Origin of the sequence: Pedobacter faecalis (genome assembly GCF_030182585.1) — a bacterium.
Classification (GTDB): domain Bacteria; phylum Bacteroidota; class Bacteroidia; order Sphingobacteriales; family Sphingobacteriaceae; genus Pedobacter; species Pedobacter faecalis.
On sequence record NZ_JARXOW010000001.1, the window covers coordinates 973,674 to 998,069 of the forward strand.

The 24,396-nt window shown below is 44.1% G+C and carries 23 protein-coding genes, 1 tRNA gene and 1 pseudogene; 6 read left to right on the forward strand and 19 right to left on the reverse strand.

Annotation, left to right across the window (positions count from 1 at the left end; genetic code table 11):
• The first annotated feature begins 51 nt into the window (after positions 1-51).
• Positions 52-1,059, forward strand: a complete 1,008-nt coding sequence (locus QEP07_RS04340; RefSeq protein ID WP_285008702.1) for an SDR family oxidoreductase — start codon at positions 52-54, stop codon at positions 1,057-1,059.
• Positions 1,060-1,088: 29 nt separating this feature from the next.
• Here the strand turns inward: QEP07_RS04340 and QEP07_RS04345 are convergent, their stop codons facing one another.
• Both QEP07_RS04345 and rnhA read right to left on the reverse strand, forming a co-directional pair.
• Positions 1,089-1,592 (reverse strand): YdeI/OmpD-associated family protein, encoded by a 504-nt coding sequence (locus tag QEP07_RS04345; RefSeq protein WP_285008703.1) that lies wholly within the window; start codon positions 1,590-1,592, stop codon positions 1,089-1,091.
• Positions 1,593-1,603: 11 nt separating this feature from the next.
• Entirely contained in the window at positions 1,604-2,062 is a 459-nt protein-coding gene (gene rnhA, locus QEP07_RS04350; protein WP_285008704.1) for a ribonuclease HI, read from the reverse strand.
• A gap of 79 nt (positions 2,063-2,141) precedes the next feature.
• Here rnhA and QEP07_RS04355 point away from each other — a divergent pair, with 79 nt between their 5' ends.
• A complete protein-coding gene (locus QEP07_RS04355; protein ID WP_285008705.1) occupies positions 2,142-2,492 on the forward strand; it encodes a hypothetical protein in 351 nt (116 codons plus the stop codon).
• Between the two features lie 21 nt (positions 2,493-2,513).
• Positions 2,514-2,909, forward strand: a complete 396-nt coding sequence (locus QEP07_RS04360; protein WP_285008706.1) for a hypothetical protein — start codon at positions 2,514-2,516, stop codon at positions 2,907-2,909.
• Positions 2,910-3,185: 276 nt separating this feature from the next.
• Here the strand turns inward: QEP07_RS04360 and QEP07_RS04365 are convergent, their stop codons facing one another.
• From QEP07_RS04365 to QEP07_RS04375, 3 genes are all read right to left on the reverse strand, one after another.
• Positions 3,186-3,857, reverse strand: a complete 672-nt coding sequence (locus QEP07_RS04365) for an energy transducer TonB (RefSeq protein WP_285008707.1) — start codon at positions 3,855-3,857, stop codon at positions 3,186-3,188.
• A gap of 34 nt (positions 3,858-3,891) precedes the next feature.
• Positions 3,892-4,293 carry a DUF1398 domain-containing protein gene (locus tag QEP07_RS04370; protein WP_285008708.1) on the reverse strand — a complete coding sequence of 134 codons (402 nt, stop codon included), beginning with the start codon at positions 4,291-4,293 and terminating at the stop codon, positions 3,892-3,894.
• 66 nt (positions 4,294-4,359) lie between these two features.
• Positions 4,360-5,124 carry a helix-turn-helix transcriptional regulator gene (locus tag QEP07_RS04375; RefSeq protein ID WP_285008709.1) on the reverse strand — a complete coding sequence of 255 codons (765 nt, stop codon included), beginning with the start codon at positions 5,122-5,124 and terminating at the stop codon, positions 4,360-4,362.
• Positions 5,125-5,306: 182 nt separating this feature from the next.
• Between QEP07_RS04375 and QEP07_RS04380 the strand changes: the two genes are divergently transcribed.
• The 3 genes from QEP07_RS04380 (at position 5,307) to QEP07_RS04390 (ending at position 8,438) form a co-directional block, all read left to right on the forward strand.
• The gene (locus QEP07_RS04380) at positions 5,307-5,576 is read left to right on the forward strand and encodes a hypothetical protein (RefSeq protein ID WP_285008710.1); all 270 of its coding nucleotides are present in this window, start codon (positions 5,307-5,309) and stop codon (positions 5,574-5,576) included.
• 82 nt (positions 5,577-5,658) lie between these two features.
• Positions 5,659-8,229 (forward strand): TlpA family protein disulfide reductase, encoded by a 2,571-nt coding sequence (locus QEP07_RS04385; protein ID WP_285008711.1) that lies wholly within the window; start codon positions 5,659-5,661, stop codon positions 8,227-8,229.
• Between the two features lie 133 nt (positions 8,230-8,362).
• A tRNA-His gene (locus QEP07_RS04390) sits at positions 8,363-8,438 on the forward strand.
• A 147-nt stretch (positions 8,439-8,585) separates the two neighbouring features.
• On the opposite strand, the gene QEP07_RS04395 is transcribed toward QEP07_RS04390, so the two are convergent.
• The 14 genes and pseudogenes from QEP07_RS04395 to QEP07_RS04460 all read right to left on the reverse strand — a co-directional run bounded on the left by QEP07_RS04395 (position 8,586) and on the right by QEP07_RS04460 (position 24,352).
• A complete protein-coding gene (locus QEP07_RS04395; RefSeq protein WP_285008712.1) occupies positions 8,586-9,821 on the reverse strand; it encodes an IS256 family transposase in 1,236 nt (411 codons plus the stop codon).
• A gap of 67 nt (positions 9,822-9,888) precedes the next feature.
• Entirely contained in the window at positions 9,889-10,677 is a 789-nt protein-coding gene (locus tag QEP07_RS04400) for an RteC domain-containing protein (protein ID WP_437126684.1), read from the reverse strand.
• Between the two features lie 293 nt (positions 10,678-10,970).
• On the reverse strand, positions 10,971-13,244 hold the full coding sequence (locus QEP07_RS04405) for a multicopper oxidase family protein (protein WP_285008713.1): 2,274 nt from the start codon (positions 13,242-13,244) through the stop codon (positions 10,971-10,973).
• Between the two features lie 13 nt (positions 13,245-13,257).
• Complete coding sequence (locus QEP07_RS04410; protein WP_070566710.1) at positions 13,258-13,713, reverse strand: heme-binding domain-containing protein; 456 nt, start codon at positions 13,711-13,713, stop codon at positions 13,258-13,260.
• A 32-nt stretch (positions 13,714-13,745) separates the two neighbouring features.
• Positions 13,746-14,165 carry a hypothetical protein gene (locus tag QEP07_RS04415; protein ID WP_285008714.1) on the reverse strand — a complete coding sequence of 140 codons (420 nt, stop codon included), beginning with the start codon at positions 14,163-14,165 and terminating at the stop codon, positions 13,746-13,748.
• Positions 14,166-14,191: 26 nt separating this feature from the next.
• Positions 14,192-14,716, reverse strand: a complete 525-nt coding sequence (locus QEP07_RS04420; protein WP_285008715.1) for a DUF305 domain-containing protein — start codon at positions 14,714-14,716, stop codon at positions 14,192-14,194.
• 11 nt (positions 14,717-14,727) lie between these two features.
• The gene (locus tag QEP07_RS04425; protein ID WP_002993266.1) at positions 14,728-15,393 is read right to left on the reverse strand and encodes a DUF3347 domain-containing protein; all 666 of its coding nucleotides are present in this window, start codon (positions 15,391-15,393) and stop codon (positions 14,728-14,730) included.
• A 6-nt stretch (positions 15,394-15,399) separates the two neighbouring features.
• Positions 15,400-17,520, reverse strand: coding sequence for a heavy metal translocating P-type ATPase (locus tag QEP07_RS04430; RefSeq protein WP_285008716.1), 2,121 nt, complete (start codon positions 17,518-17,520; stop codon positions 15,400-15,402).
• A gap of 16 nt (positions 17,521-17,536) precedes the next feature.
• Entirely contained in the window at positions 17,537-17,842 is a 306-nt protein-coding gene (locus QEP07_RS04435; RefSeq protein WP_285008717.1) for a phosphoribosylpyrophosphate synthetase, read from the reverse strand.
• 14 nt (positions 17,843-17,856) lie between these two features.
• Positions 17,857-18,738 carry a DUF3347 domain-containing protein gene (locus tag QEP07_RS04440; protein WP_285008718.1) on the reverse strand — a complete coding sequence of 294 codons (882 nt, stop codon included), beginning with the start codon at positions 18,736-18,738 and terminating at the stop codon, positions 17,857-17,859.
• A gap of 712 nt (positions 18,739-19,450) precedes the next feature.
• Positions 19,451-19,672, reverse strand: coding sequence for a heavy-metal-associated domain-containing protein (locus QEP07_RS04445; protein WP_002981097.1), 222 nt, complete (start codon positions 19,670-19,672; stop codon positions 19,451-19,453).
• A 99-nt stretch (positions 19,673-19,771) separates the two neighbouring features.
• Positions 19,772-22,183, reverse strand: a complete 2,412-nt coding sequence (locus QEP07_RS04450) for a heavy metal translocating P-type ATPase (protein WP_285008719.1) — start codon at positions 22,181-22,183, stop codon at positions 19,772-19,774.
• A gap of 88 nt (positions 22,184-22,271) precedes the next feature.
• Positions 22,272-22,541 (reverse strand): annotated as a pseudogene (locus QEP07_RS04455) (helix-turn-helix domain-containing protein); the annotation flags it as partial.
• A 776-nt stretch (positions 22,542-23,317) separates the two neighbouring features.
• Entirely contained in the window at positions 23,318-24,352 is a 1,035-nt protein-coding gene (locus tag QEP07_RS04460) for a helix-turn-helix transcriptional regulator (RefSeq protein ID WP_285008720.1), read from the reverse strand.
• Positions 24,353-24,396: the final 44 nt, after the last annotated feature.

Sequence of the window (24,396 nt, forward strand, 5' to 3'; positions counted from 1 at the left end):
TGACCGATGTTGAGAGAGATACTTATGTAACATCGATCTTAACAGTGCGTTATGGAAAAAACAGAGAACAAGATGAGCCGGCGCCAGGCTATCGGCGGTTTGGGATTGGGTATTGTTGCGGCCGCCTCGAGTCCCGTGCTGGGATCGGCTGCAAGTCTGGGTGCTTACTCGCTGGCACCGGCGATAGAAGACCCCTTATCGAAGTACCCGCGACCTCCATTTAAGGAACAGAAACAAGCATGGCCAGGATTAGCCTCTCAAATGGATCCCAGGCCTGATCATGGCGAAACTAGTTACAAAGGCTCGGGGCGGCTTACTGGCAGAAAAGCATTAATTACGGGGGGCGACTCAGGGATGGGCCGCGCAGCCGCGATTGCCTATGCCAGGGAAGGTGCTGATGTGGCCATTAACTACCTGCCTGCCGAAGAACAGGATGCCCGCGAGGTGATCACACTGATTAAGAAAGAAGGTCGCCGTGCGGTGGCCATTCCGGGCGACCTTAGAGATGAATCGTTTTGCAAACGGCTGGTAGACCAGGCGGTAAAGGAACTTGGTGGCCTGGATATTCTGGTGAATAATGCGGCCCGGCAGCAGACGCGAGAGTCGATCCTGGACATCTCTTCCGAGGATTTTGATGCAACAATGAAAACGAACGTTTATGCACCATTTTGGGTCACTAAAGCTGCACTTCCACACCTAAAGCCGGGCTCCGTTATCATTGCCACGACCTCCGTGCAGGCTTCAGATCCCTCTGCCGAACTGTTCGACTATGCACAAACCAAAGCAGCAAATACAGCCTATGTGCGGTCGCTCGCCAAACAATTAGGTCCCAAAGGGATACGTGTAAACGGCGTTGCGCCCGGCCCTATATGGACACCCTTGCAGGTAAGCGGCGGTGCTACGATGGAAAAGCTAAAGAATTTTGGAGGGGATACCCCGATGGGCAGACCGGGACAGCCGGCAGAACTGGCTTCGATTTACGTGCAACTGGCGGCCACGGATGCAAGTTATGCTACCGGCCAGGTATACGGTGCGGCTGGCGGAGGTGGGCAACCTTAAAGTATAGTCGTTTTGATCGGCCGCGGTTATTAGCTTTTCAGATCGCGGCCAATAAACCTGCCGTTGCCGAGAAGAAAGTCGACAGCCTTCCGCGTATTTTCCTGGACCTTTTGCTCCGTTTTTAAGCCAGCGATGTACCTGATGATTTCCTTTTGTAATGAGGGGCTGAGCTGATTAAACGCGTCCGTTGCCGCGGCGTTCTCACTGAGCGCCCTGGCCAACTCCGGATGCATTGGCAGCGTCCGGTCGGCAGCATCATATGCAACATTTACCTCTATCCGCTCTCCTATCCTTTTAGGTGAATCAGCAAGCATGATGGTGTTAATGTACAGTCGCCATGCACCCTGGTACTTCATCAAAGTTTGGGTATATGGTTTGCCATTTACCGCCCCTCGTATCGGAATGGGACTTTTATCCCTGCCTGCATCGGCAAAAAGACTGGCTAAAATTTCTTCCGGTACGCTCACGTACGGATTGATGCCAATGATTTCGATAGCAGCTTTAAAAGAATATTCGTTTTGTCTGCCTGCCATCGCTTTTCGGATTATATTGCCATTGCCTCAAAAGCAGCATCGACCCCCAGCGCGGCCTTATTTTTTGAAGCCGCAACGGCCAGCTGGTCGCACCGCTCGTTTTCCGGGTGATTGTTATGCCCCTTTACCCACACGAACTTAACATCGTGCAGTTTATATACCGACAAAAACTTAAGCCAGAGGTCCCTGTTCTTTTTGCCTTTAAAATCTGTCTTGAGCCAGCCGAACACCCATTTCTTTTCGACAGAGTCGATCACGTACTTCGAATCTGAATAAACCACAACCTGCTGACCCGGCTGTTTGAGCGCACTGAGCCCAACAATAACAGCCAGAAGCTCCATCCTGTTGTTGGTAGTTAACCTGAAGCCGGCACTAAGTTCTTTGTAATGCTTGCCGGAACGCAGTATTACGCCATAACCTCCCGGACCTGGATTTCCGCTTGCCGCACCATCGGTATACAATTCAATCATATCCCAGCAAATCTAACATTTTAAAAAAATGGCCGCACACAAAAGTTTTGTATATTGGGCTCACCCCAATCATTCTATTATGAACTTGAATAAAATCTTTTTCTTTTTCGTGCCTTTAATGCTCATTGTTACTTTAAGTGCCTGCGAAAAGGACGTAATAACGGTAAAATCTGACAAGATTTACCGCGAACGCCTTGAGCCACTGCCTGGGGGCTGGGGTAGTCTCGCGATGAGCATCGAGCTGAAGCCAAATGGCAAAGCAACACTCATTGAGGAAGGAGATATGGCCTCGGAAGGCACTTACAAGATCAAAGGCGATAAGCTGATCATGAAAAACTACAGCTACACTGAGCCCTTGACTTTCAAGATCATCTCTGAAGAAGAGATTCATTCGCCATCAGGCAAAAAGCTGTATCTCCTTGAACGGTAAGGTGTAACTACAATGGTTAAAATGATGGATTCAAATCTGTTCCTTAATAAAAGCTGCATTAACAATTTTGATGAAATTATTCATATCATAGATTCCTGTGGAATAACTCCGGGTACCATTGCCGTTGAACATGTTGGTGATGTCCTTTCTTTTCTTAATGATCGGGATAAGAAACGAGACATAAACGATCCCGAGCTTAAGAAGGCAGCATTCACAGTGATTAAGACCATCCTAGATACCGGTATTGCAGAACTTATGTGGGCTTATACTTGGGTGGAATGGGCGCGAGAAAATCCCCCGAAAGATCAGGATGAACTTTTCAGGTTCCTAGACGACTACTGGTACAAAACGGATTTCTCTGGACTTGATAGAACTTATCTGGTCTTTTTCCGGAGGAAAGGTCAGACCTGGCCTTAAAGCCCGGATAGCAGAGTGCCGTAGTTACTTTTTTTCTTGAAATACTTGCTCTTTGTCTTGTTTCTTATTAAACAACGTTCTCGTATTGAACTTTTTGCTAAGTTAAATAAGATATCTAACATTGGTTAAGCACTCGTCTGCCAAAGCTATCTGTTCAGATACTACTCAGCTGTAAGATAGTTCTTCATCAGCATCTGGATAGCGCGGACTGGTCAATAGCTTGTTGACACTAATGCAACAGCAGTGGTGTAGAGCCTACCTAATTCGAGGCATTGATTATGACAAATTAAATGCTAACAGCATTTCAACTTCGGCATCCACAGGCTTACCGTCGATGAATACAGGCAGCCAATCCTGGGGCATGAGACGAAACACGCGGAGAGCTTCGCCTTCCAGTCCGCCGCCTAAATTGGTCAAGGGAACTTCATCCCTCATTTTTCCGTCGGCACCCAAAACGAAGCGAATCCTGACCTTTCCTGTGATCCTCTTTTCCGCTGCCTCGGCCGGATATCGTAAGCAGTTAACCACTACTTTCAGCATTTTGGTATCACCTCCCAAATAAATATTTTGAACTGGCAGGTCTTTAGATTGGCCGGTGCCTGGATCCTTTATACTTATCCTGGTCACTAACTTTGAGGGCACGCCTTGAATTTCCTTATGCTGATCAAAGTCGTATTTATGCAAAACGATGCCCGTTGTTGAACAGGTCCACACGCCGGAGCGCTGACCTTGAGTATACTGTCCCTCCTCATCATAGCTCGAAATGCTCGCAAAATAGTAGCCATGCCTGATTTCCGGGTTGGCTTGCAGTGCAGTATACTTTTCCTTCAAGACATAGCAATTTCTGTCAATTTTCTGGTTGACCTTATTCAGGTTTTGAGCTGTTGCAGCCATGCTTATCAGGCCAAGCAATGCAGTTGGGAGACAGGCGTTAATGGTCCAATTCATTCCTTATCAATATTGCCTCTAAGCTAATAAAAAATTACTCAGGAATCTGTTCTACCAAAATTTCGTTTCCAGCCTTGTCGTAGTATGTACAAGTCATTTTATCCATACAAACCGACCATTTCTCAATACCAAAAGCTGCACACATATTTATGAAAGTGAGATAGTCTGTTTTGCCCTGCTGGTGCGCTTTCAAATCATTTTTGAACTGCGCGGCGCTGACTTTATCTGCGATAGCCAGTGAGGGATATTTGGCATTGCTGGGTGTTTTGTAACCGTCTGCCCCGTAATAGTCGGTGTGCCCGTTGGTCACGAAGGTTTCGTAATAAGTTACTCCCAAAGCCTTTATTTCCTGGATGTAAGCCGGGAAGTCCGCGCCGGATTTTACTTTAGTGTGGGCGGCACTAATTTGTTCGGTGGTAAAAGTTGCTTGCTTCATTGTCTTATAATTTACAAGCCAAAGATGCGATGTCTGAAACGCGCCCTATTGTAAAAAATCGTTTTTTTAAAAGAAGTGCCTGAAGTTTTCAGGGGTAACGCCCGTAAAGCGTCTAAAATCCTTAATGAAATGAGCCTGATCGAAGAAATTATTTTCATAGCAGAGTTCGGCCAGCGTTTTTGAGCCGTTCAAATTGTTGAGCACTGTATTGAAACGGACAATAGAGGCAAATTTCTTGGGTGTGGTACCGACCACTTTCCTAAACCGCTTTTCGAAGGGGCTTTGGCTGATGAACAACTTTTCGTTCAGTTCTTTGATGCGGATTGTCCCGTTACTTTGATAAATGAGTTTAACGGCTTCAACGATCAGCTTATCGGCCTGCATGCCGTTGAGCTGAGATAACAGGAATCGCTCCATAATTTTTATCCGAAGCTGGTCTGTACCGGCAGCAGCCAACTTTTCTTCAACTTCCGAGATGAGGGTCTTGTCGAAAATGTCCTTAAGTGACAGGCTTAATCCAAAAAGTTCATTAGCAGGATGTGAGGCAAAATGGGTAAAGCCAATTTCTGTAAAGTAAACCAGTATCGTTCCTATCCCGGCAGAATTCCTGAAGATGGTGTAACTGTCTGTAATCCCCGTGATCCCGGCCGAAGACAGCTTGGCTTCTGCGTCATTTTTGATGGTTGAAAGCTTTCCTTTGTATTGAAATCCGATAACTAGTCCGGGAGACGGCAAAACTTTGTATTCAGTTTCCAGTTCATTTTCCGACACTACAAAGTACTTGATGTAGGGCTTAAGCCGGTCGGTCGGAAAATGTTTGTCAAATCGCATAAAGAAAAGTGACACAAAGCTATACAAACTTTACATCCTTTCCCTTAGAAACTGCGCAATTCTGCTTTCGGGGGCACGGCCAACATCCTGCGGCCTGCCTTATGGAAAACAACCTTGTGCGTAGCTTGTTTTAAATGAAGCTGTGGAAGCTAAGAACCTGGTAATTGGATTTAAAATAAAAGATGATGAGTGTACTGAAAGAACCTCTGTTAAAAATTCTTGGAAAGACCTATGCGGCCAACGAGATGCTGGAATTGACTTTTGGGCGTTACGATCTGGCCATAAAGACCGATAACAAAGGTCGCGCAATTCTGCTCTTCCTCGGTCATAAAGATCCGCAGACTGGCAAGATCAAAGGCGAACGGTTTGCCCGGAGGCTTGTTGAAGATTTTGAGGGAAATATATTAAAAGACCATTGGGACAATAAAGGAAAGGCAAGCGCGCAATTTTAATTTTGAAATACGTTTTTTTTCACGTACTTGCAGGTATTATGATCATGGCTTAATGTGATCAAACTAACCTAAATATCCTGTGATGATGAAACGCTCCGTCAAACTATCTATTCTATTTGTTCTTTTATTTTGCGTTTATGCTAAAGGGGCGTTGAAGACACCCGTTAAGCTTCGAGGGCTTTGGCTCATCGAGTCGACCGCAAAGGGCAACTGGGATGCCTTTACCATTGTAGACGATCATGTAGAATATTTCTACGACTTGTACAGGGTTGATAGCATCTCTGGTTCAGCTCCAAAATATCAGGTCTGGCTTTCAAGCAAAGCTAAGGGCAAGGTCTCGCTGAGTGTGGAACTGAGTTCTGACAGTACCGGAGCTTTCCAGTTTGGTGCATGGGATAAGCCGAGAACCTGCAAGCTTGTAGCAAAACATCCTGACATGACTTACTTTCCTGTAGAGCAGGCTCAGAAAAAGATTGCGGGCGAGTGGATATTTGCGGACAAACCTGCAAACGCTTTTTTCATAAAGGGCAAGCAAGTTGTAATGGACGGTCAGAAATGGGATATCCAATGGTTTGGCGACTATCTGAACAGAGAGTATCGTGCGCTGCTAAAGAATAAGAATAGTTACAGGTTGGCCTATTTAACCCTTAAGGGAAAAACCCTCCGCGTTTCTGCGGAAGGGACATCAAAAAGCTATAGCCCTAAAGCTAGCAATCCTGCTGTGTATGAGTTGCTTGGAAATTGGTATGAACCGAAAGCCAATACATGGACCTTTGGCTTCTTCGAGGATTTTGCGATCTATAACAACGAATTCTGGGATTACCGCGGTTTTGCCTTTTCACGAAATAAAGGCAAGGTAACATTAACGAAAGGTACAAAAATGATTAACCTTTCACTTGAAAAGAAAAGCGACAGTTTGCTGTCTGTACGGGCCGACAACCAGATGGCACAGGAATACAAGCGGGCTGCTCATACCCTACCCGCTTATACAAATAATGACGACACGCCATTTAAAGACACACATTTTCAGCAGATAGATACCGCTTACATTACCGGATACCTGCGCAATGCACCGAATTTGGAGCCTTTCAGGATATCCCGGACCAATGTGATTAAAGGCGACGAAGAAGATGTATACGCGGATGTTGATTCAACGGGCCGTTTCCTGATTAAAGTACCGTTGCTAAATTCCCAGCAGGTATTTTTAGATTGGGGAAGGACAGGAAAAATTGACGTACTTGAGCCGGGAGAGCATTATTTTCTGTACCACGATTTCGGGTCAGGACAATACCTTATGATGGGTGACAACGCGCGTTTGCATAATGAGCTGGCAAATTATCAGCCATATACGCCTTTCATCCATTCCAGGAACGACGAAAAGCGAAGAGCGGAAGTGGATAAAATGCAAGGAATGGATTATCTGAGGGCTAAAATAGAAGAGCTGAACAAAGCGAACGCCTTCTTTGCAGATCATCTGAGACGCACTCCCCTGCTCTCCACCAAGACAAAGTATTTTGTCAGAAATTTTAACCGGTATAATATCGGTAGTGATTTGATGCAAAAACGTTTTGATCTCGATAGGCGCAATAAAGAACGTTTTCCTGCTCAATATATGGCTTACGTAAAGGACTCGTTATTTACGGATCCGGTAAAACCTTACACGCTGACACGGGATTTTTCAACTTTTAGCAGGGATTATGTGCAGTATGTTAAGGAGGACCTCCGTGGAGCAGGCGTCTCCCATCTTGAAACCCTTCTACGCCTGATCAACAACGGCAGCATACCGGCAAGTGATGAGGAAAAAAAAGCGGTACAGCTTTCCTGGCAAATAGACAGCATCGGTGAAACCGACTCCGTAAGGGCGAAAAAGCTGGCAAAATCTTTAACCCTCAGCCTTGCAAAACTTAAAGCGGATCTGGGGGTGAAATATCAATCCATGATTACAGATGCAGCAACAGAAATACTTTGGTCTAACATGTTAGAAGCTGATTTCACAATTCACCGGAAACTTATTCCGGACGAGGATATTAGAAATTCGTACAATGTACAGGCTATTATGAACTATTTGGAGAGCACAAGAAGGCCATTTGAAGGCGGGAAACTAGAAGCCGTATTAAGCGAAGTCAAATCTCCCGCATTCCAAACGAGTATACGGGACTATCAAAGTTTTCTGCTCAAAAAGACAAGCACGGACTTCGCCTATGCGGCGAGTTTGAAAAATACGGACCATTTGAAGTCTTCGAAAGATGCTGACTCGCTCTTTAAGGCGCTCCTGGCCCCTTACAAAGGAAAAGTAGTTTATGTTGATTTCTGGGGCACCTGGTGCGGCCCTTGCAGGGACGAAATGAAATATGTGGCTAAAGCTAAGGAAGCATTGAAGGGCAAAGATGTGATATTCATGTATTTTGCAAACTCGTCGCCCGAAATTACCTGGAAGAACATGATTAAAGAAATGGATTTGACTGGTGAAAATGTGGTACACTACAGATTGCCTGAGGCTCAGCAATCTATGTTAGAGCGCCGTTTGTCGGTCAACTCTTTCCCAACATATATGCTGGTAGATAAAGCGGGTAACATCAGCACCACCAAAGCACCGCGACCAAGTAATCCGGATGAGCTGGCAAGTAAGGTGGATGAGTTGTTGAGGGATTAGTTTACGGAATTTCGTCTTAATCTTGTTAACGCAAGCTTCTGATGTTGAACCTTCTAAAAGATTTTTCTTCTCAAAAGCAAAATTTGTTTGTTAGAAAAATTATAAATCGTACTTTTGTCACACTTAAAAACACGGTGGTTTTAGCTCAGTTGGTTAGAGCGCCTGATTGTGGTTCAGGAGGTCGTGGGTTCGAGCCCCATATTCCACCCTTTATGGGACAAAGACTTTTCTAAAGGTTTTTGTCCCTTTTTTTTGCCTTACAATTCTTTGTTTTTCAAGTAGATAAGCTCCATCGCCAAGTTCTTGTGGGGTGTTGGGAGTGTAACGTGAACTGTGTCATTCAAAATTAACGCCTCTCAGAAGCCTCTGTTCTCCTGAAGTATTCTGTCACCAAATTTAATATAAAGTTGAGAGAATGCCAGTCCCCAGTTATGGATTGGCATCGTCCATTTCTTGCTGATGTTTTTAATGACCAGGTACATGAGTTTCATCAGTGCCTGTTCAGAAGAGAAAGCCCCCTTGGTCTTGGTGATCTTACGGATCTGGCGGTGTACACCCTCGATCGGATTGGTGGTGTAAATAACCTTGCGGATTACCTGATCGTATTCAAAGAATGCCGAGAGGTTGACCCAGTTGTCCAGCCAGGACTTACAGCTCAGGGGATATTTCTTACCCCATTTCTCTTCAAACTCCAGCAATCTTTCATATCCCTGCTGTTCGTTATTTGCCTGATAGATCGGTTTCATATCGGCCATTACGGCCTTCTTGTCTTTCTCAGGAACATAACGCATGGACGAACGGATCTGGTGAACAATGCATAGCTGCACCCTGGTCCGGGGAAAGATTGACTCCACAGCTTCAGGGAAGCCCTTGAGCCCATCGATGCAGGCGATCAGGATATCTTCCACGCCACGAGTTTTCAGATCGGTAAGCACCGACAGCCAGAATTTAGCCCCTTCATTTTCGGAGGTATAAAGGCCTAGCACATCTTTCTTACCCTCAATATCCACACCCAGTATATTGTAGATGGCGCGGGTTTCCACCGCTCCGTTTACCCTGACTTTGAAGAACATGCAATCCAGGAACACAAAGGGATATACGGCCTCCAATGGCCTGTTACGCCATTCCTGTACCGCGGGCAGCACACTGTCTGTAATCCTTGAAATCTCGGCAGCAGAGATATCCATGGCGTACATTTCCTGTACATAATCCCGCATCGCACGTGTACTCATGCCCATGGCATACATCGACAGGATATTGCCTTCCAGTTCCTCGGTAATGATCAGCTGGCGCTTGGGAACAACTTTTGGCTCAAAGGTACCCAGACGGTCACGCCCGGTTTCAAGTTCAAATTCTCCTGAACTCAGGCTTCGTACGGTCTTTTTACTTTTGCCGTTTTTACGGTTAGCCTGACCGGCCAGCTTACTCTCGGAAATGTGATGCTCCAGTTCACCGGTCATCATCGATTCCAGAAAATGTTTCATCATCGGTGTCAGTACACCATCAGTGCCGGTCATCTTTTTGCCGGCATATAAGCCTGCTATAGCTTCTTTCTTGAAGCTTTCAAAGTCAAAGTCTTCTTGTGTTGCCATTGTTTATGTCGATAGTTTAAAGTTACACTATTGACACAGTTCGGGAAACACCCTCTTGTAATGGTTGTTACTTTTCGTCCTGTTCGTCCATTTTTTTAATCAGTGCTTCACAAAGGCTGTCAAGGAATTTCGTTCGGTTTATCTTACGGGCTTTCAGTTCCATAAACGTGTGGTAAAAATCGCCTAACTCAATATTAAAGGCTTCTTCAAAAGTTTTAGCTATCAATTTTATGTCTGTATTCCCATTGTTAAATACACCGTGGGAGTACAGTGCATATATGAGTTCCGTCAGTGCCGTTTTACTTGCCGTCCATTTCAATGAATTGTCCGAACCCCTTTTCACATTGATGTTATTGAGCCTGTCTTCCAAATAAACTTGTATCAGGTCATTGGCAATAATCTTGGCAACCTTATAATCGTGTGAAGTAGAAAAACGATGGTCTGCTTCAAAATAAAATGTGTCTAACCACAGCCTTATATCGTGCTTGCCACGCACAAAGAATTTTTCGTCAACGAAAGAATTATTGCTGCGGTAATACTTGTAAAAATCAAGGTTGTTTTCAAAGAACCTTTTTAGCTTTTTCAGTTCTTTGGTAAAATATTTCTTGGTACGCTTGTTCCCGTAGGGTCTTCTTGTTTCGATTTTATAGATGGCATTGTAGTAGATGAGCTTTGAAACAATAACAGGTTTCTGATACTTGAAAAAATGGATTTCTTCTTCCATATTCTTAAAGTCATTTTTCAGTACAAAGTCCTTTAAGTCGGCAAGGCTTTGTATGATATGGTGTATAACGGCTTCAATTCTTTTTATGGGGCAGTCGGTTTCAATCTCCAGTTCCTGGATTGCAGTTTCCAATTTAGATATGTTTCATTGTAAAATTTATCCATTCGCTTCATTTTGATGTAATATATTATTGGTTAATACAGAAAAGCTAACACTGTTCGTATTAGCTTATGATGCAATTACTGCTTAAAAAAATTCAACCTCTACCGTATTGATGATGGAACGATAGATAGATTTTTGTTGCATACTTTAAAGGGTTGTAGTATGATGCAGGTTAGTCTTTGCGAATTACACCTGCATCACCTCCTTTTTTTTACCGATATTTTTTTACGGTTATGCAGTTTACAACCCTTAGTTATTTAATTTTAATAAGTCAATGCCAGCCCCACACCAAAGCCCATATCGCTATCATAATGGGTACGTATACCTATATTCTTATTAATGATATACCTAAGTTCTCCCATATACTCTAAGTCGGTATTCACCATAAAACCACCTCTTAGTCTTTTTGAAATTGGTATATCTTCACGCATTAACTGCAATCTCACAATTCCATCATGATATACTTCTGCCTGAAAATTGACCAGCATAGGTAACGTATACATAAACCCTAAACTGAACGCCCTGCGGGTGTCTTTCTTGTTGGTTTGTCCAAATATGTTCTTTTCGTGTTCATCTTCTCCCATTTTACGGTAGCGGTAATCAAAACCTACAAAGGGCATGAACCATTGCATCTTTCCAATGTATCTACCTAAATGGGTTTCTACTTCATAACCGTGCATACTATTATAGCCTAAACGCCATTCTGTTCCTAATTGGTAGCGTGCATTCATTAGCATAGCTTCTCCATCATTACCATTGGTTGCAAAATCGTTTTGTGCCATAAAATGAGGCATATTACTTTCTCTTTGCAATTCTTTATAGGCTTTTGCCTTGTCGGGTAGATAGGGGTTATTGTAGTCTCCAACTTCAAAGACCCTGTTCATTCCCGCCATCATGTGATATAATATATGGCAATGAAAGAACCAATCACCTTCCTCATTTGCTAAAAACTCAATGGTATCTGTTTCCATAGGCATGATATCCAACACATTTTTAAGCGGCGATTTTTCGCCTTTTCCGTTTATCACCCTGAAATCAAATCCGTGAAGATGCATTGGATGCCGCATCATTGAATTATTATAAATGGTAATCCGTAGAATTTCTCCTTTTTTTACAGGTATTTTGTCAGTTTCCGCAAGTATTTTATTATCCATGCTCCATACATAGCGGTTCATGTTGCCAGTAAGTGTGAATTTCAACTCTTTTACAGGCGCATCATTTGGAAGAGAGGTGTTATAAGGTGATTGCAACATAGCATAATTTAATGTTTTGATGTCTCCCAAGGCATTAGCGTTGTAACGGTTAGCGTCGTTATCCATATCCATACCCTCATGCTTACTGTGGTCTGCTTTTTTTGTTGCATCTCCGGTAATTTCGGGATACATCACTACATTCATGTCCATTTGGTTAAGGCTCATCTTCATGCCCATATCGTCCAAATCGCCATTCATTTTCATCATATCGTTCATCATCTTCATCCCCTCGAAATACTTCAATCGTGGGAGTGGAGAAATAAGCTGTTTGACCCCATCACCTATAAAGTAACTCGCAGATTGTGTCCTGTCTTCGGTTGTTGCTAAGAACTCGTAAGCCAAACCATCTTGAGGGATAGTCACTACAATATCGTAAGTTTCAGAAACGGCAATGATTAACCTGTCCACCTCTACAGGCTCAACATCATTCCCATCATTCGCTACTACTGTAATTTTTCCTCCAGCATACCGTAGCCAGAAATATGAAGACGCCCCTCCATTGGAAACACGCAATCTGACTTTGTCGCCTGCTTTTAGCTTTTTACCATCAATTGTTTTCAAATCGGTGCTATGGCTACCATTTATTAGGATTTTATCATAGTAAACGTCACTGACATCCATCGCCAGCATCCGCTTCCACTCGTTTTTTACCTTTACCCCTAATTTTCCCTCCTTAATAGCTTCAACATATGATTGTGTTGCGCCTTTCTTAATGGCCGCCCAATCATTTGCATTGTGTAGCATACGGTTGATATTATCGGGGTTAAGATTTGTCCACTCACTTAATATAATTGGAACGGTCGGCAAATCGTCAATTCCTTTTCTGAATGTCTTATCATCGCTTCTTTTCTTCATGATAAAACTTCCGTACATGCCAATCTGCTCCTGCAATCCTGAGTGGGAATGGTACCAGTGCGTACCATGCTGGATAATCGGAAAACGGTAGGTGTAGGTTGTGCCCGGTGCGATGGGTTTTTGTGTAAGCCAGGGCACACCGTCTTCTTTATTGGGCAGGAACACACCATGCCAGTGAAGTGATGTGCTTTCTTTCAATTGGTTGTGCACCACTATTTCGGCAGTGTCGCCCTCGGTAAAGGTAAGGGTGGGCATGGGGATTTGCCCGTTTACGGCAATTGCCCTTTTTTGCTTACCTGCATAGTTGACAAGCGTATCTTTTACATACAGCTCGTAATGCACCACTCTCTGTGCAAACAGCGTTTGCGTGCAAAGCAGTATCAGCACTGTTTGCAAAATTCTTATAGGTATTTTATTATATCTGTTCATGATTTGAAAAATTTTATTTAATGCTGTCTTCCATTGTGCTAAACCACGCTATCAAAACCTGCTTATCCTCCGGTGACAATACTGCATTGCGATGAATTAGTGTGTATGATGACAACGGCATTTCCCCGTCCTTAACCTGCCCGGCCATAGCCCTGAACTTGTTTCGCTGCCTGCGGACAGAATAGTCGCCAAATTCGCTAAAGTTGAGTTCCTCTTTCCCCTTTTTTATATGCTCTGCCATGTACCATGCGCCGGGCTGGATACGGCTGTACCACGGATAATGGGTATTGTTGCTATGGCAGTCATAACAGGACTGAACAAGGATAGCCTTTACATTTTGGGGTACGGCGTACACCCTTTCGATATGGGTGGCTGGCACTTCAACCGCCTGGTTCCGTAAGGGCTGAAAGAACTGTATGGCAATCAGGACGACAGCCAGCCCCAATATGATTTTCTTCTTTATGGTCATAATTATTTTATTGTGGCTTCATCTTTTTGTGTCTACTGTTTTTTCACATACTTGGCATAATTCTCCTTGTTTTCAAAATAAGAAACTTCACCGTCATTTCCTGTCACAGCAATCACCGCATTAGCTTTGTCTACCTGCTTATGGGAATAGGGGTCTATCGCCATCCGCACGGTCGCATCTTTTGGAATACGTTCCTTACACATTTCGCAACATCCGTAATAGGTTTTACCGTCAAATTTTACTTCAAACTGCTTTTTGCCGATATAGGCATCGTTGACCATGCAGACTTCATCCGATGGAACCAATTCACCTATTTGGGTAGTATGTCCGTTGCTTTCCGGAGTTGCCTGCGAATGCTGCTGTTCCGCTTCATCCTTATTTGACCCCGCCTGACCGCAAGCGGTGAATAGCAGGGTTAATAAGGAAATAAAGCCAATTATTATTTTGTTCATGTCCAAACTTGTTTTTTTAAATTTTATTATTTACTATCTTCAAACTCTTTTAGCTTGCGCTTCATTAGTTGAATTTCTTCCGCTTGGGTTTTAAGTATATTTTTTTGCAGCTCTATCAGTTCCGGGTCGGTCAGGTGTGCCTTTTCGGACATCAATATGGCTGCTGCGTGATGGGGTATCATACCCTTTGCAAACTGCTTGTCCCCGATATTGATTTGTTCCCTGATACCAAACCATGAAAAGATGCCAACAGCAACCGAGATGATGGCTATCGCCCAATTCATCTTCCTGTTGGGGTACATTACTTTCATTATCGCTAATTCGATAAGCAGCATTGCCGAGGTCATCAGCAGGGTCATGTACAAATTGTTGATATTGGGTATCAGGTTCTGCCACCCGTCAATCATGGCGTACATGATAAAATACATCACTGCGAACATTGCGACAGCCATCACCGCAAAGCGTTTGTACATGGCAGAAGCATGTTTTGTATTGTGCGTGCCATGCTCCGAGGAATGACCCGCATGGTGACTGTTTTGCATATTTTCCATAACCCTGAATTTTATTTGCTGTTAATTGTTTTTTCCACCTTACCGCAGGTCAGCATTTTAGAGCCGTAGTAAGGGTTTTTGATTTCCTTGTTTTCGCTAAACCAAACAGCACCCTTACCGTCATTGAACATCGGGCAATGGTCTTGATACAATGTTTGCGATGTACCGAACAAATCAATTAGGTCTTTCAAATCTTCGCCAAGCGAGGCTAAATGTTCCCGCTGGTGGTGAATGTTGCCAACATTTTCCCCGATATGTTCTGCGTGTTCTTTAGCATCGTCCGCTATGTCCATGTACTTTTTGTGCTTATCAGCAGGAACGGCTTTCATGTCCACTTTATTCAGGGTAGCTAACAGCTTTTTCCCTGAACTGGCGGCAGCTTTGTCATCGTCCGAAACAAGGGCGTTCTTTAAGGACAGATAATCGGTAACTATGGGCGCAATAGAAAAGTTTTTTGCTTCTTCTTTTCCTGTTGCTTTTGCTTCCTGACCGCTCGGAGTTTCACTCACAACGGGCGCAGCTACCGTATCATCCTCTTTTGGTTGGGAAGCTGACTGTTCTTGTGATACAACAGCAGTATCACTTGAAGACTGCTCGTTTTTGTTGGATGCCTGATTGCATGATACTGTTACAAATGCCATGATAACAGCAATGATTGATAATGTTAGATTTTTCATTTTTATTTATTTTTTGATTTTTAAAAAACTTGCGTTAATAGCCACTACAATGGTGCTTACACTCATCAGCACAGCACCCATAGCGGGACTTAAAACAAAATTCGGATAGAGTACGCCTGCCGCAAGCGGTATTGCCACCACGTTGTAGCCAACCGCCCATATCAGGTTCTGTAGCATCTTTTTGTAGGTAAGTTTGCCGAAGTCAATCAGTTTGACCACATCCCTCGGGTCGCTGTCTACCAATATGATATCCGCTGTTTCGGCAGCCACATCCGTACCGGAACCCACGGCAATGCCCACATCTGCCTGTGCCAGTGCCGGGGCATCGTTCACACCGTCACCTGTCATGGCAACCACTTCACCTTTGTCCTGAAACTCCTTTACTTTTTCCTGCTTGTTGTGCGGAAGCACATTAGCCAAATACCCGTCCATACCCAATTTTCCGGCTACGGCAGCAGCAATCCTGTCGTTGTCCCCGGTGAGCAGAAAGGACTTGATGCCCATTTTTTTGAGTTCCTCAATCGCCTGTGCCGAACCCTCACGGATGCTGTCTGCCAAAGTAATGATGCCGATTACCCGGTCATCAATGAGGACAAAGTTGACCGTTTCGGCTTCCTGATTGATTTCGTTTGGAATTTCCGGCAGGGAAAGGTGGTTTTCGGTGAAATAATTCGGGCCGCCAGCTACGATATTTTTGCCGTTCACGACACCTTTAACGCCTATGCCCTGCATATAGCTAAAGTTTTCAGATTTCCATAAGGCAAGGCTTTTTTCTTTCAATGTAGCCATAATGCCTTTGGCGACATGGTGTTCCGAATTTTGCTGTACTGCGGCAGCATACTGGATAACCTCATCGGCATTATATTCATCCGTTAACGGTATAACCTTTTCTACGGCATGGGAACCTTTGGTGAGCGTTCCGGTCTTATCAAAAATGACGGTGGAAAGTTTGCGGGTGGTTTCAAATGCCGTACGGTTGCGGATGAGCAGGCCATTGGTCGCCGAAAGCGTTGTGGAAATGGCGACCACCAACGGGATAGCCACGCCCAATGCGTGGGGGCAGGCAGTTACCATCACCGTCACCATTCTTTCAAGCGCAAAGGCAATATCTCCACTGCTTGCATACCAATAGGCAAATGTGCCTATGCCTACGGCAATGGCAATAAAGGTGAGCCATTTGGCAACTTTGTCCGCAAGGTTTTGCGTATTGGACTTAGTAGCCTGTGCCTCCTGTACAAGATTGATAACCCGGTTCAGGTAGCTGTCTTTTCCAACGGCTGTTACCTCAACTTTCAGCGCACCATCGCCATTGATCGAACCTGCAATGACCTTTCCGTCTTTTTCCTTTTTTACGGGAACACTTTCACCAGTAAGCATACTTTCGTTGATATACGAAAGCCCCTCCAGTACCAATCCATCGGCTGGAATTTTTTCACCCGGTTTTATGATAGCCGTTTCACCACTTTGCAGGTCTTCGAGCTTTATCTTTACGGCTTCTCCGCCACGTTCCACGGTAACATCGTTGGGCAGCAAAGCCACCAATGACTGTAATGCCCGTGAAGCAGCCATTTGGGAACGCATTTCCAGCCAATGCCCTAATAGCATGATGTCAATTAGGGTTGCCAGTTCCCAAAAGAAGTCCATACCCTGCAAGCCAAAAACAACGGCTACGGAATAGACATAGGCTACGGATATGGCGATAGCAACAAGGGTCATCATCCCTATGGCTTTGGCTTTCACCTCGCCAATCATTCCCTTTAGGAATGGTAAGCCTCCATAGCAATAAATCACCGTACCCAATGCCAGCAGCACATATTTATCGCCATTGAAAGCAAGGGAGAAACCCAACCATTGCTGTATCATGTGCGACAGGAGCAGGATAGGGATTGTAATGACAAGGCTTATCCAAAAACGTGTGAGGAAATCGCCTGTATGATGCCCCTCATGTTTATTAAAGTTTTCGTCAGCATGGCCATGTTGAGAATGCCCGGAATGCCCATGTCCTGATGTGTGTTCATGAGAAGCTGACGCACCGCCAACGGGCATCAATTGCATGCTACAGAGTGGGCATTTGCCCGGTTCGTCTTTTAGCACCTGCGGGTGCATAGGACACGTATATTTATTCATAACAAGGAGTTTTAAGTTATGTTGCACTTATTTTTTTTGCCATCTCATGGGTCATTTCTTCGGCATAAGTACCATAGGCATTAACAAGTAGCCCTTTATCCTTACCGTCATAGGATAATATGACATAAATCACGGCATTGTTATCTGGACTGCTGTCGAGGCTTTCAAACCTATGAGTTTCCGTAACCGTAAAATCCTCCGGTTTTAGTTTCAGGCTCCTTGACGCACAGTACAGGCAGTCTGGCAACAGACTAAAGTCCATACTGTACCCACGCTGTCTTAGGTCTTTAAGCGCCTGCACCATGTCATTGTCCTGTACCATAGCTTTCAGACCTGTTATTTAATGGTTTCGACCGTACTGCCGCAGGTAAGCATCTGTGAGCCGTAATATGGATTTTTAACGACATTCTCTTTACTTAGCCAATTGGCTCCCTTACCTCCATTGTACATAGGGCAGTGCTGGTAATAAACGGGGGTGTCCTGTTTAGAAACTTTGGCCAGTGTGTAGATGCTTCCCGAAAGTGCCGCAAAAGCACTTCTTTGTTTTGCAACGTCTTTTGATTTTGAAATGCTTTCCGCATTGGCCGTCAAGTCCTGCATCACTTTCATCCAAGCCGTATGTTCCTCTGCCGATAGCTTGTTCATATCGACTGCTTTAAGGGATGCGGCCAATTCAGCGGCTTTGGCAGATGCGGTCGCCGCATCGGTTTTTATCAAAGCGTCTTTCACTGAAAAGTAGTTGTCAAATACAGCTTTTAGCTGTGATTGGTTTTGGGCTGCATCTTTGTTAGCGGATGCTGCCATTTGGCCATGGTCGTGATTGCCATGTCCGGCATTCATGTCCATTCCCGCCTCTTTGTTTTTGGCAACCGTCTTCACGGGTCTATCATACTGGCAGCAACCAGCCAGTTTAGCATATACGTCATCCGGCGCACGGAACTTCTCACTGTCATAACCAGCCAAAGCAATACGTTTCAGGATTTCATCCTGATTTGTTTTGTCGCCGTCATAGGTGAGCGTAGCCATCTTGGTATCTTTGTTCCAGTCCACGCTGGCTACCTTTTTTACGTTACCTGCTTTTTCGATGGTGGTTTTGCACATACCACAATTGCCGTAAATCTTTACGGTTTCTGTTTTCGCATTCTTGATTTGTGCGAAGCCGTTTATTGATGATAGTAACACGGCGATTACCATCACTATTTTTGATAATGATTTCATAATAATTACATTTTGAGAAACGGGGGATTGATAAACCCGTTTCTGTTTTAAATTTTAAGTAAATGATACAAATAGGGGATTTGCAAAAGCCGGAACAGCTTCTGACAGGACACACCTATGGCTATCAGACCATAGTTTTAGCTTATTTTAGGCGGTAGCCAAATGGAGAAAAAGCCCGAAGAATAGTAGGCTTCTTTGAAACCGAATTTTTGCTTTTTAGCTGCTGCTAAGTGATTTTTTGCCTTTAATTCGATTATGGTTGGGACATTTAGGGAAGTGGTTGAAGCACCGCACCTGCAAGAGCTGTGTGAACAGCCGCCCCCGCATTTGTCACTTTTGCATTTTTTACAGGATTTGCCCTTGCAACCTTTTTTATGTTCTGATTTTTTGGATTTCTCCTTTGAGCAGGAAGACTGCTCGGTCTTTGTTGAATTTTTGGAACAGGCATAGCTCTGACTTGGCATCATAAAGAAAACCAAACAGAACAATGTCAAAATGCCTATATGTATTCTATAACTTTTCAACGCAACAAAGTTACAAATTAGATTGGTTTTTTATATCGTTTTACGTTTTTTTTTGCTATATGGACAAAAAAATGCCATATACGCAATAACCTATCGCCTTTTTTCAGAATTGATAAAATGCCCTTTTTCAGCAACCCAACCTCATAGAAAATTCGGTCGGAAAAAGGGCATTTCAAAAAGTTGTTGGCTTAGGCGTCCAAAGGTTCAATTTTGAAGCCTGCCTTTTGCACGGTCGATATTACTTCCTGCTCGGTAATGCCCTCGGACTTCACTGTAAGTACCTTGTCCTTGTTGGCAGTGTCCACTTCCCAATGGCAGATACCCTCTGCCTTGTCCAAGTGCGGTTTTACAGATGCGATACAACCTCCGCAATTGATGTTCGTCTTGAATTGAAATTGTTTATTTTCCATTGTTAATAAATTTTAGAGTTATCTGATAATGCAAATTTCCGTACTATTCAGTTCAGTATTGTTGTGTAATTTCTTGTTTGATTTGTGAGATTTACTGTTTTATTTCTTCCACTTCAACCGCAGGCTGTTACTGACCACGCTCACGCTGCTCAATGCCATTGCCGCACCCGCAATCATCGGGTTGAGCAGGAAGCCGTTAACAGGGTAAAGGATACCTGCCGCTACCGGAATGCCGATTACGTTGTAGATAAACGCCCAGAACAGGTTTTGCTTGATGGTGGCTACGGTCTGTTTGGACAAACGTATTGCCTGCGGTATTTTGGTCAGGTCGGATGAAATGATGGTCATCTTGGCTACGTCCATTGCGATGTCGCTGCCTTTGCCCATTGCGATACTTACATCGGCTGTTGCCAATGCGGTGCTGTCGTTGATACCATCGCCCACCATTGCCACTACCTTTCCTTTACTTTGCAGTTCTTTCACAAAGTCGGCTTTGTGCTGTGGCAAAACTTCGGCTTTGTAATGCTTGATGCCTGTCTGCTCCGCAATGGCTTTAGCGGTAGCTTCATTATCTCCGGTCAGCATATACAGGTCAATGCCCATATCCTGCATTTCCCAGATAGCCTGCACCGATGTTTCCTTAATCTTATCGGCGATAGCAATTACAGCAAGAGCCTGTTTGCTGTTTGCAAACCAAATAACGGTTTTGGACTGTTTGCCCCATTCTTCGGCCTGGTCTTGTAATTCGCTGGCAATGGCAATGTTGTTTTCTGCCAATAGCTTTTTGTTGCCTACATAATAGGTTTCGTTGTCATGGTCTGCTTTTGCGCCTTTGCCCGTAATGCTGTCGAACATGGATAAAGAGGTGGCCGCTACATCGTCAAGATGCTTCACTACGGCTTCTGCCAATGGATGCTCGGATTGCTTTTCGATGCTCAAAAGGACTTCTTTTGCGGTGACCTCATGGTTCAGCCATTTAATGCCCGTTACCTGTGGTCTTCCCTCGGTGATGGTTCCGGTTTTGTCCAAAACGATGACATTTACTTTTTTGGCCAGTTCCAAACTTTCGGCATCCTTTATCAAAATGCCATTTTCAGCACCTTTACCAACGCCTACCATAATAGCGGTGGGTGTCGCTAAGCCTAAAGCACAGGGGCAGGCAATGACCAATACCGTAACGGCTGCCAGCAGACCTTGAACAACCCCGTTTTCGCCTCCCAAAATCAACCATAGTGTAAATGTCAGGATGGCAATACCTATCACTGTGGGAACAAAGATGCCCGCAATCCTATCGACCAGTTTCTGTACGGGTGCTTTGCTTCCCTGTGCATCCTGCACCATTTTGATGATGTGGGCAAGCATGGTTTCTTTGCTCACTTTTACCGCCCTGAACCGGAAGCTGCCTTTTTGGTTAATCGTTCCTGCAAATACTTTTTCTTTTTCTTTTTTCAATACAGGTACAGGCTCACCGCTTAACATGCTTTCGTCCACATACGAATTGCCCGATATGACCATACCGTCTACCGCAATCTTTTCACCGGGCTTTACGAGTATCACATCACTTGCGCTTACGTCTTCGATAGCGGTCTGCTTTTCCGTTCCGTCCGCCTGTACCACGATGACCGTTTTCGGCTGCAAGCCCATCAGTTTCTTAATGGCTGAAGAGGTGTTGCCTTTGGCTCTTTCTTCCAGCAGTTTCCCCAAGAGGATGAATGCGATAATAACGGCTGCCGCTTCAAAATATACGTGGGCGTGCAGTCCCCGTTGATGCCAAAAGTCGGCAAACAGCATATTGAAAACACTGAACAGGTAGGCAATACCTGTACTCAATGCCACCAGCGTATCCATATTGGCGGAACGGTGCTTTGCCTGCTTCCAAGCGTTCACAAAAAAATCCCTGCCCAACCATATTACAACGGGTGTGGAAAAGAGCCACATTATCGGGTCTGCATAGGGCATATCCATAAAGAACATTCCTATGACTACCACGGGCAGGGAAAGGATAATTGCCCAAATGGTCTTGTTTTTCAGGGTTCGGAATTTCTTTTCGTGGATGGCTTCGAGCGTTTCCTGCTGCTTGGTTTCGTCTTCAATCAATAGGTCGTAACCTACTCCCTGAAACGCTTTTTGCAGGGTGAAGGCATCGGTCATATTGGGCAGATATTCTACGGTAAGATTGCCCGTTGCAAAGTTCACGGAAGCATTAACTACTCCCGGTTGGTATTTCACAATGCTTTCGGCACTGCCCGCACAGGATGCACAGGTCATGCCCAATACCGGAAAAGCACTTTTAACCGTAGGAATTCCGTAACCTAAATCTTTAATTGCCTTAACAGCCTCGCCTACGGTTTCATTGCTATCTACTGTAATCGCTGCCCTGCGGTTGTTCAGCTCTACTTTATGGGTTTCTACGCCTTTTACCTGTGCCAATCCCTTTTCAACGATTAATGCACAGTGTTCGCTTTCTACATCCTCCAATGGAATGTATATATTTTCTCTGTTTGTCGCCATATTTGCCTGCTTTAATTTACAATACAAAATTGGCTATTATATTTATGGGTACTGTTGTGAAATTTTGGATTTGATTTGTAAGATTTACTTACACTTTATCCAACGGTTTTCTTTTATCCTCTTTAATCTGTTTGAAATGGCTTGGTGTTAGCCCGGTAACTTTTTTAAACTGGTTACTCAAATATGCCACGCTCGAATAATTTAGGCGGTTCGCAATCTCACTTAATGACAACTCATCATACACCAACAATTCTTTGACTTTCTCCACCTTTTGGGCGATAAAGTATTTTTCAATGGTTGTACCCTCTACCTCTGAAAACAGATTGGACAGGTAATTGTAATCGTGATGCAATTTGTTGCATATTTCACTCAAAGTGGTCAGCTGATTTCGCTGCAAAGTGGTCACATTTTGATTGGCGAAAGAAATTCACTCCAGGGTTCGGCCGGCCTGGCAAGTTAACAAAGGGTTTTGTCTTGCCTTACAAAGGCACTTATGTTTGCGATTCTAGGGTTGTCTGATCCGTAAGTCCCATCTCCTTGACACACGAACTCAAATAAAGGTCTACAATCGATTTTACAGCACCTTTAGGCTTGTACCCGATGACAATCAGATCCTCTTCTTAGCGGCGCTTAAAAGATATTTTTCACGCCAGCTTAGGGAGACACCAATCGATAAACTTCTTATCTGCAGGTCAAACGGACCACTTTGCAGCGAAATTGCCTGTCACTATAGTACGGAATAGGGTGTCAGCATGTTTGCGGAATTCCTGACCAGTTTTGCCGAAATACCCAGGTTGAAATTATTGCATGCAATTAAATAGTCCAATTTGTCAGTTTTGTCAATTTTTCCAACTCATCTTTTTCCTTGATCTTCCCGCGTAGAGAGGCCAGCGACATCAAATCGCGTATGAAATCGCTCGACATCACAACGTCCTTCCACCCTTTATGGGGCAAAGTCTTTTAAGGAGATTTTGCCCTATTTTTTTGGTTTTAAAGAATTGTTTTGGGGTTGGTTAGCTTGGTGGGTCTGTCTAGTTTCGTAGCTCGACACTCCCCGTCTTATGAAGTACAACAACCTTCTACGTGTCTATATCAATTGAGATTGCGAATGATTTTGAACCGACCAACTTTGTTTTACTGAAATGAATAAGGTTTGGGCTCATCATAATTCCCTAACGCCTTAGCCAGATTTTCCCTCATTTGCTTAACCAATATCCTTGGCCTGATCACTTTAATTTTTGAACCAAAGCCTAACAACTCACGTTCAAGCTCAAAGTTCAGGATCACCTTGATGCTAAATATTTTACCCCCGTCTTCCTCTGCTAAAAGTTTCTGTGTATGATGCAATGGTTTTGTGATGATATAGGGGGCATTGGCATCATCTATCCAAAATACCACTTCACAATCTCGTTGACCTGGTGATTTGGTTACCCCAATCACATCACTATAATACGTGGCCAGATCTATGAGATTATTTTCACGGTAAGCGTCCTCATGCAACTCGATGGCTTGGATTCGGTCCAATGCCAGGTTCAGCAGGTTTCCGCCGCGACCATGCCGCTGTCCTAAAACAAACCAACGATTTCGATATTCTTTTAGCAAATAACCACTGAAGCAAAATGTACTGGCATCCCTCGCTTTGAAAGATCTGTAGGTAACGCAAATTGTTTTTTTTGACACAATCGCCTTACGGATTACTTCAATGTATTCAAGCCCTTTCAGATGATCGTTCTTTTCAAAGTCAACCACCGGCGAATTATGGGTCTTTTGTGAGTATATTTTATCTTCCAGTTTACTTACCATCTCGGTCAGATCGCTGAAATGATCAAAGCCTTTAAACTGTTTTAACAAGCCAGATACCTCGCTCAGAACATGCATATCCTGCGAACTAATTGGACTGTTCGTGATGCTATAATTCTTGTCAGCGTAAGCATAATATTTTTTATCAACCACAACAATTGGCGCTTCGTAACCCAACTTATTACTGCGCATCATCTCAATATCCGCCTGCACCGAACGCCGGCTGACACCTTTTTCAATGCCTTCAAATTCATACAAGGCATCGGAGCAAGCTTCGATCAGGTCGTCGAGTGTCCACTTACGGTAACGGTTCTGTAGGCAGTTATCTATAGTACGGTAGCGGATAAGGGCGTTACGGTTGACAGGCATATGCGGCGGTTGAGAATATTTTATAAATATTAAAAATATTTTTC

Bases quoted from the DNA above. Each gene is read 5' to 3' on its own strand.
- QEP07_RS04340 (WP_285008702.1), top strand. From the start codon at position 52: ATGGAAAAAACAGAGAACAAGATGAGCCGGCGCCAGGCTATCGGCGGT.
- QEP07_RS04345 (WP_285008703.1), bottom strand. From the start codon at position 1,592: ATGGCAGGCAGACAAAACGAATATTCTTTTAAAGCTGCTATCGAAATC.
- rnhA (WP_285008704.1), bottom strand. From the start codon at position 2,062: ATGATTGAATTGTATACCGATGGTGCGGCAAGCGGAAATCCAGGTCCG.
- QEP07_RS04355 (WP_285008705.1), top strand. From the start codon at position 2,142: ATGAACTTGAATAAAATCTTTTTCTTTTTCGTGCCTTTAATGCTCATT.
- QEP07_RS04360 (WP_285008706.1), top strand. From the start codon at position 2,514: ATGATGGATTCAAATCTGTTCCTTAATAAAAGCTGCATTAACAATTTT.
- QEP07_RS04365 (WP_285008707.1), bottom strand. From the start codon at position 3,857: ATGAATTGGACCATTAACGCCTGTCTCCCAACTGCATTGCTTGGCCTG.
- QEP07_RS04370 (WP_285008708.1), bottom strand. From the start codon at position 4,293: ATGAAGCAAGCAACTTTTACCACCGAACAAATTAGTGCCGCCCACACT.
- QEP07_RS04375 (WP_285008709.1), bottom strand. From the start codon at position 5,124: ATGCGATTTGACAAACATTTTCCGACCGACCGGCTTAAGCCCTACATC.
- QEP07_RS04380 (WP_285008710.1), top strand. From the start codon at position 5,307: ATGATGAGTGTACTGAAAGAACCTCTGTTAAAAATTCTTGGAAAGACC.
- QEP07_RS04385 (WP_285008711.1), top strand. From the start codon at position 5,659: ATGATGAAACGCTCCGTCAAACTATCTATTCTATTTGTTCTTTTATTT.
- QEP07_RS04395 (WP_285008712.1), bottom strand. From the start codon at position 9,821: ATGGCAACACAAGAAGACTTTGACTTTGAAAGCTTCAAGAAAGAAGCT.
- QEP07_RS04405 (WP_285008713.1), bottom strand. From the start codon at position 13,244: ATGAACAGATATAATAAAATACCTATAAGAATTTTGCAAACAGTGCTG.
- QEP07_RS04410 (WP_070566710.1), bottom strand. From the start codon at position 13,713: ATGACCATAAAGAAGAAAATCATATTGGGGCTGGCTGTCGTCCTGATT.
- QEP07_RS04415 (WP_285008714.1), bottom strand. From the start codon at position 14,165: ATGAACAAAATAATAATTGGCTTTATTTCCTTATTAACCCTGCTATTC.
- QEP07_RS04420 (WP_285008715.1), bottom strand. From the start codon at position 14,716: ATGGAAAATATGCAAAACAGTCACCATGCGGGTCATTCCTCGGAGCAT.
- QEP07_RS04425 (WP_002993266.1), bottom strand. From the start codon at position 15,393: ATGAAAAATCTAACATTATCAATCATTGCTGTTATCATGGCATTTGTA.
- QEP07_RS04430 (WP_285008716.1), bottom strand. From the start codon at position 17,520: ATGAATAAATATACGTGTCCTATGCACCCGCAGGTGCTAAAAGACGAA.
- QEP07_RS04435 (WP_285008717.1), bottom strand. From the start codon at position 17,842: ATGGTACAGGACAATGACATGGTGCAGGCGCTTAAAGACCTAAGACAG.
- QEP07_RS04440 (WP_285008718.1), bottom strand. From the start codon at position 18,738: ATGAAATCATTATCAAAAATAGTGATGGTAATCGCCGTGTTACTATCA.
- QEP07_RS04445 (WP_002981097.1), bottom strand. From the start codon at position 19,672: ATGGAAAATAAACAATTTCAATTCAAGACGAACATCAATTGCGGAGGT.
- QEP07_RS04450 (WP_285008719.1), bottom strand. From the start codon at position 22,183: ATGGCGACAAACAGAGAAAATATATACATTCCATTGGAGGATGTAGAA.
- QEP07_RS04460 (WP_285008720.1), bottom strand. From the start codon at position 24,352: ATGCCTGTCAACCGTAACGCCCTTATCCGCTACCGTACTATAGATAAC.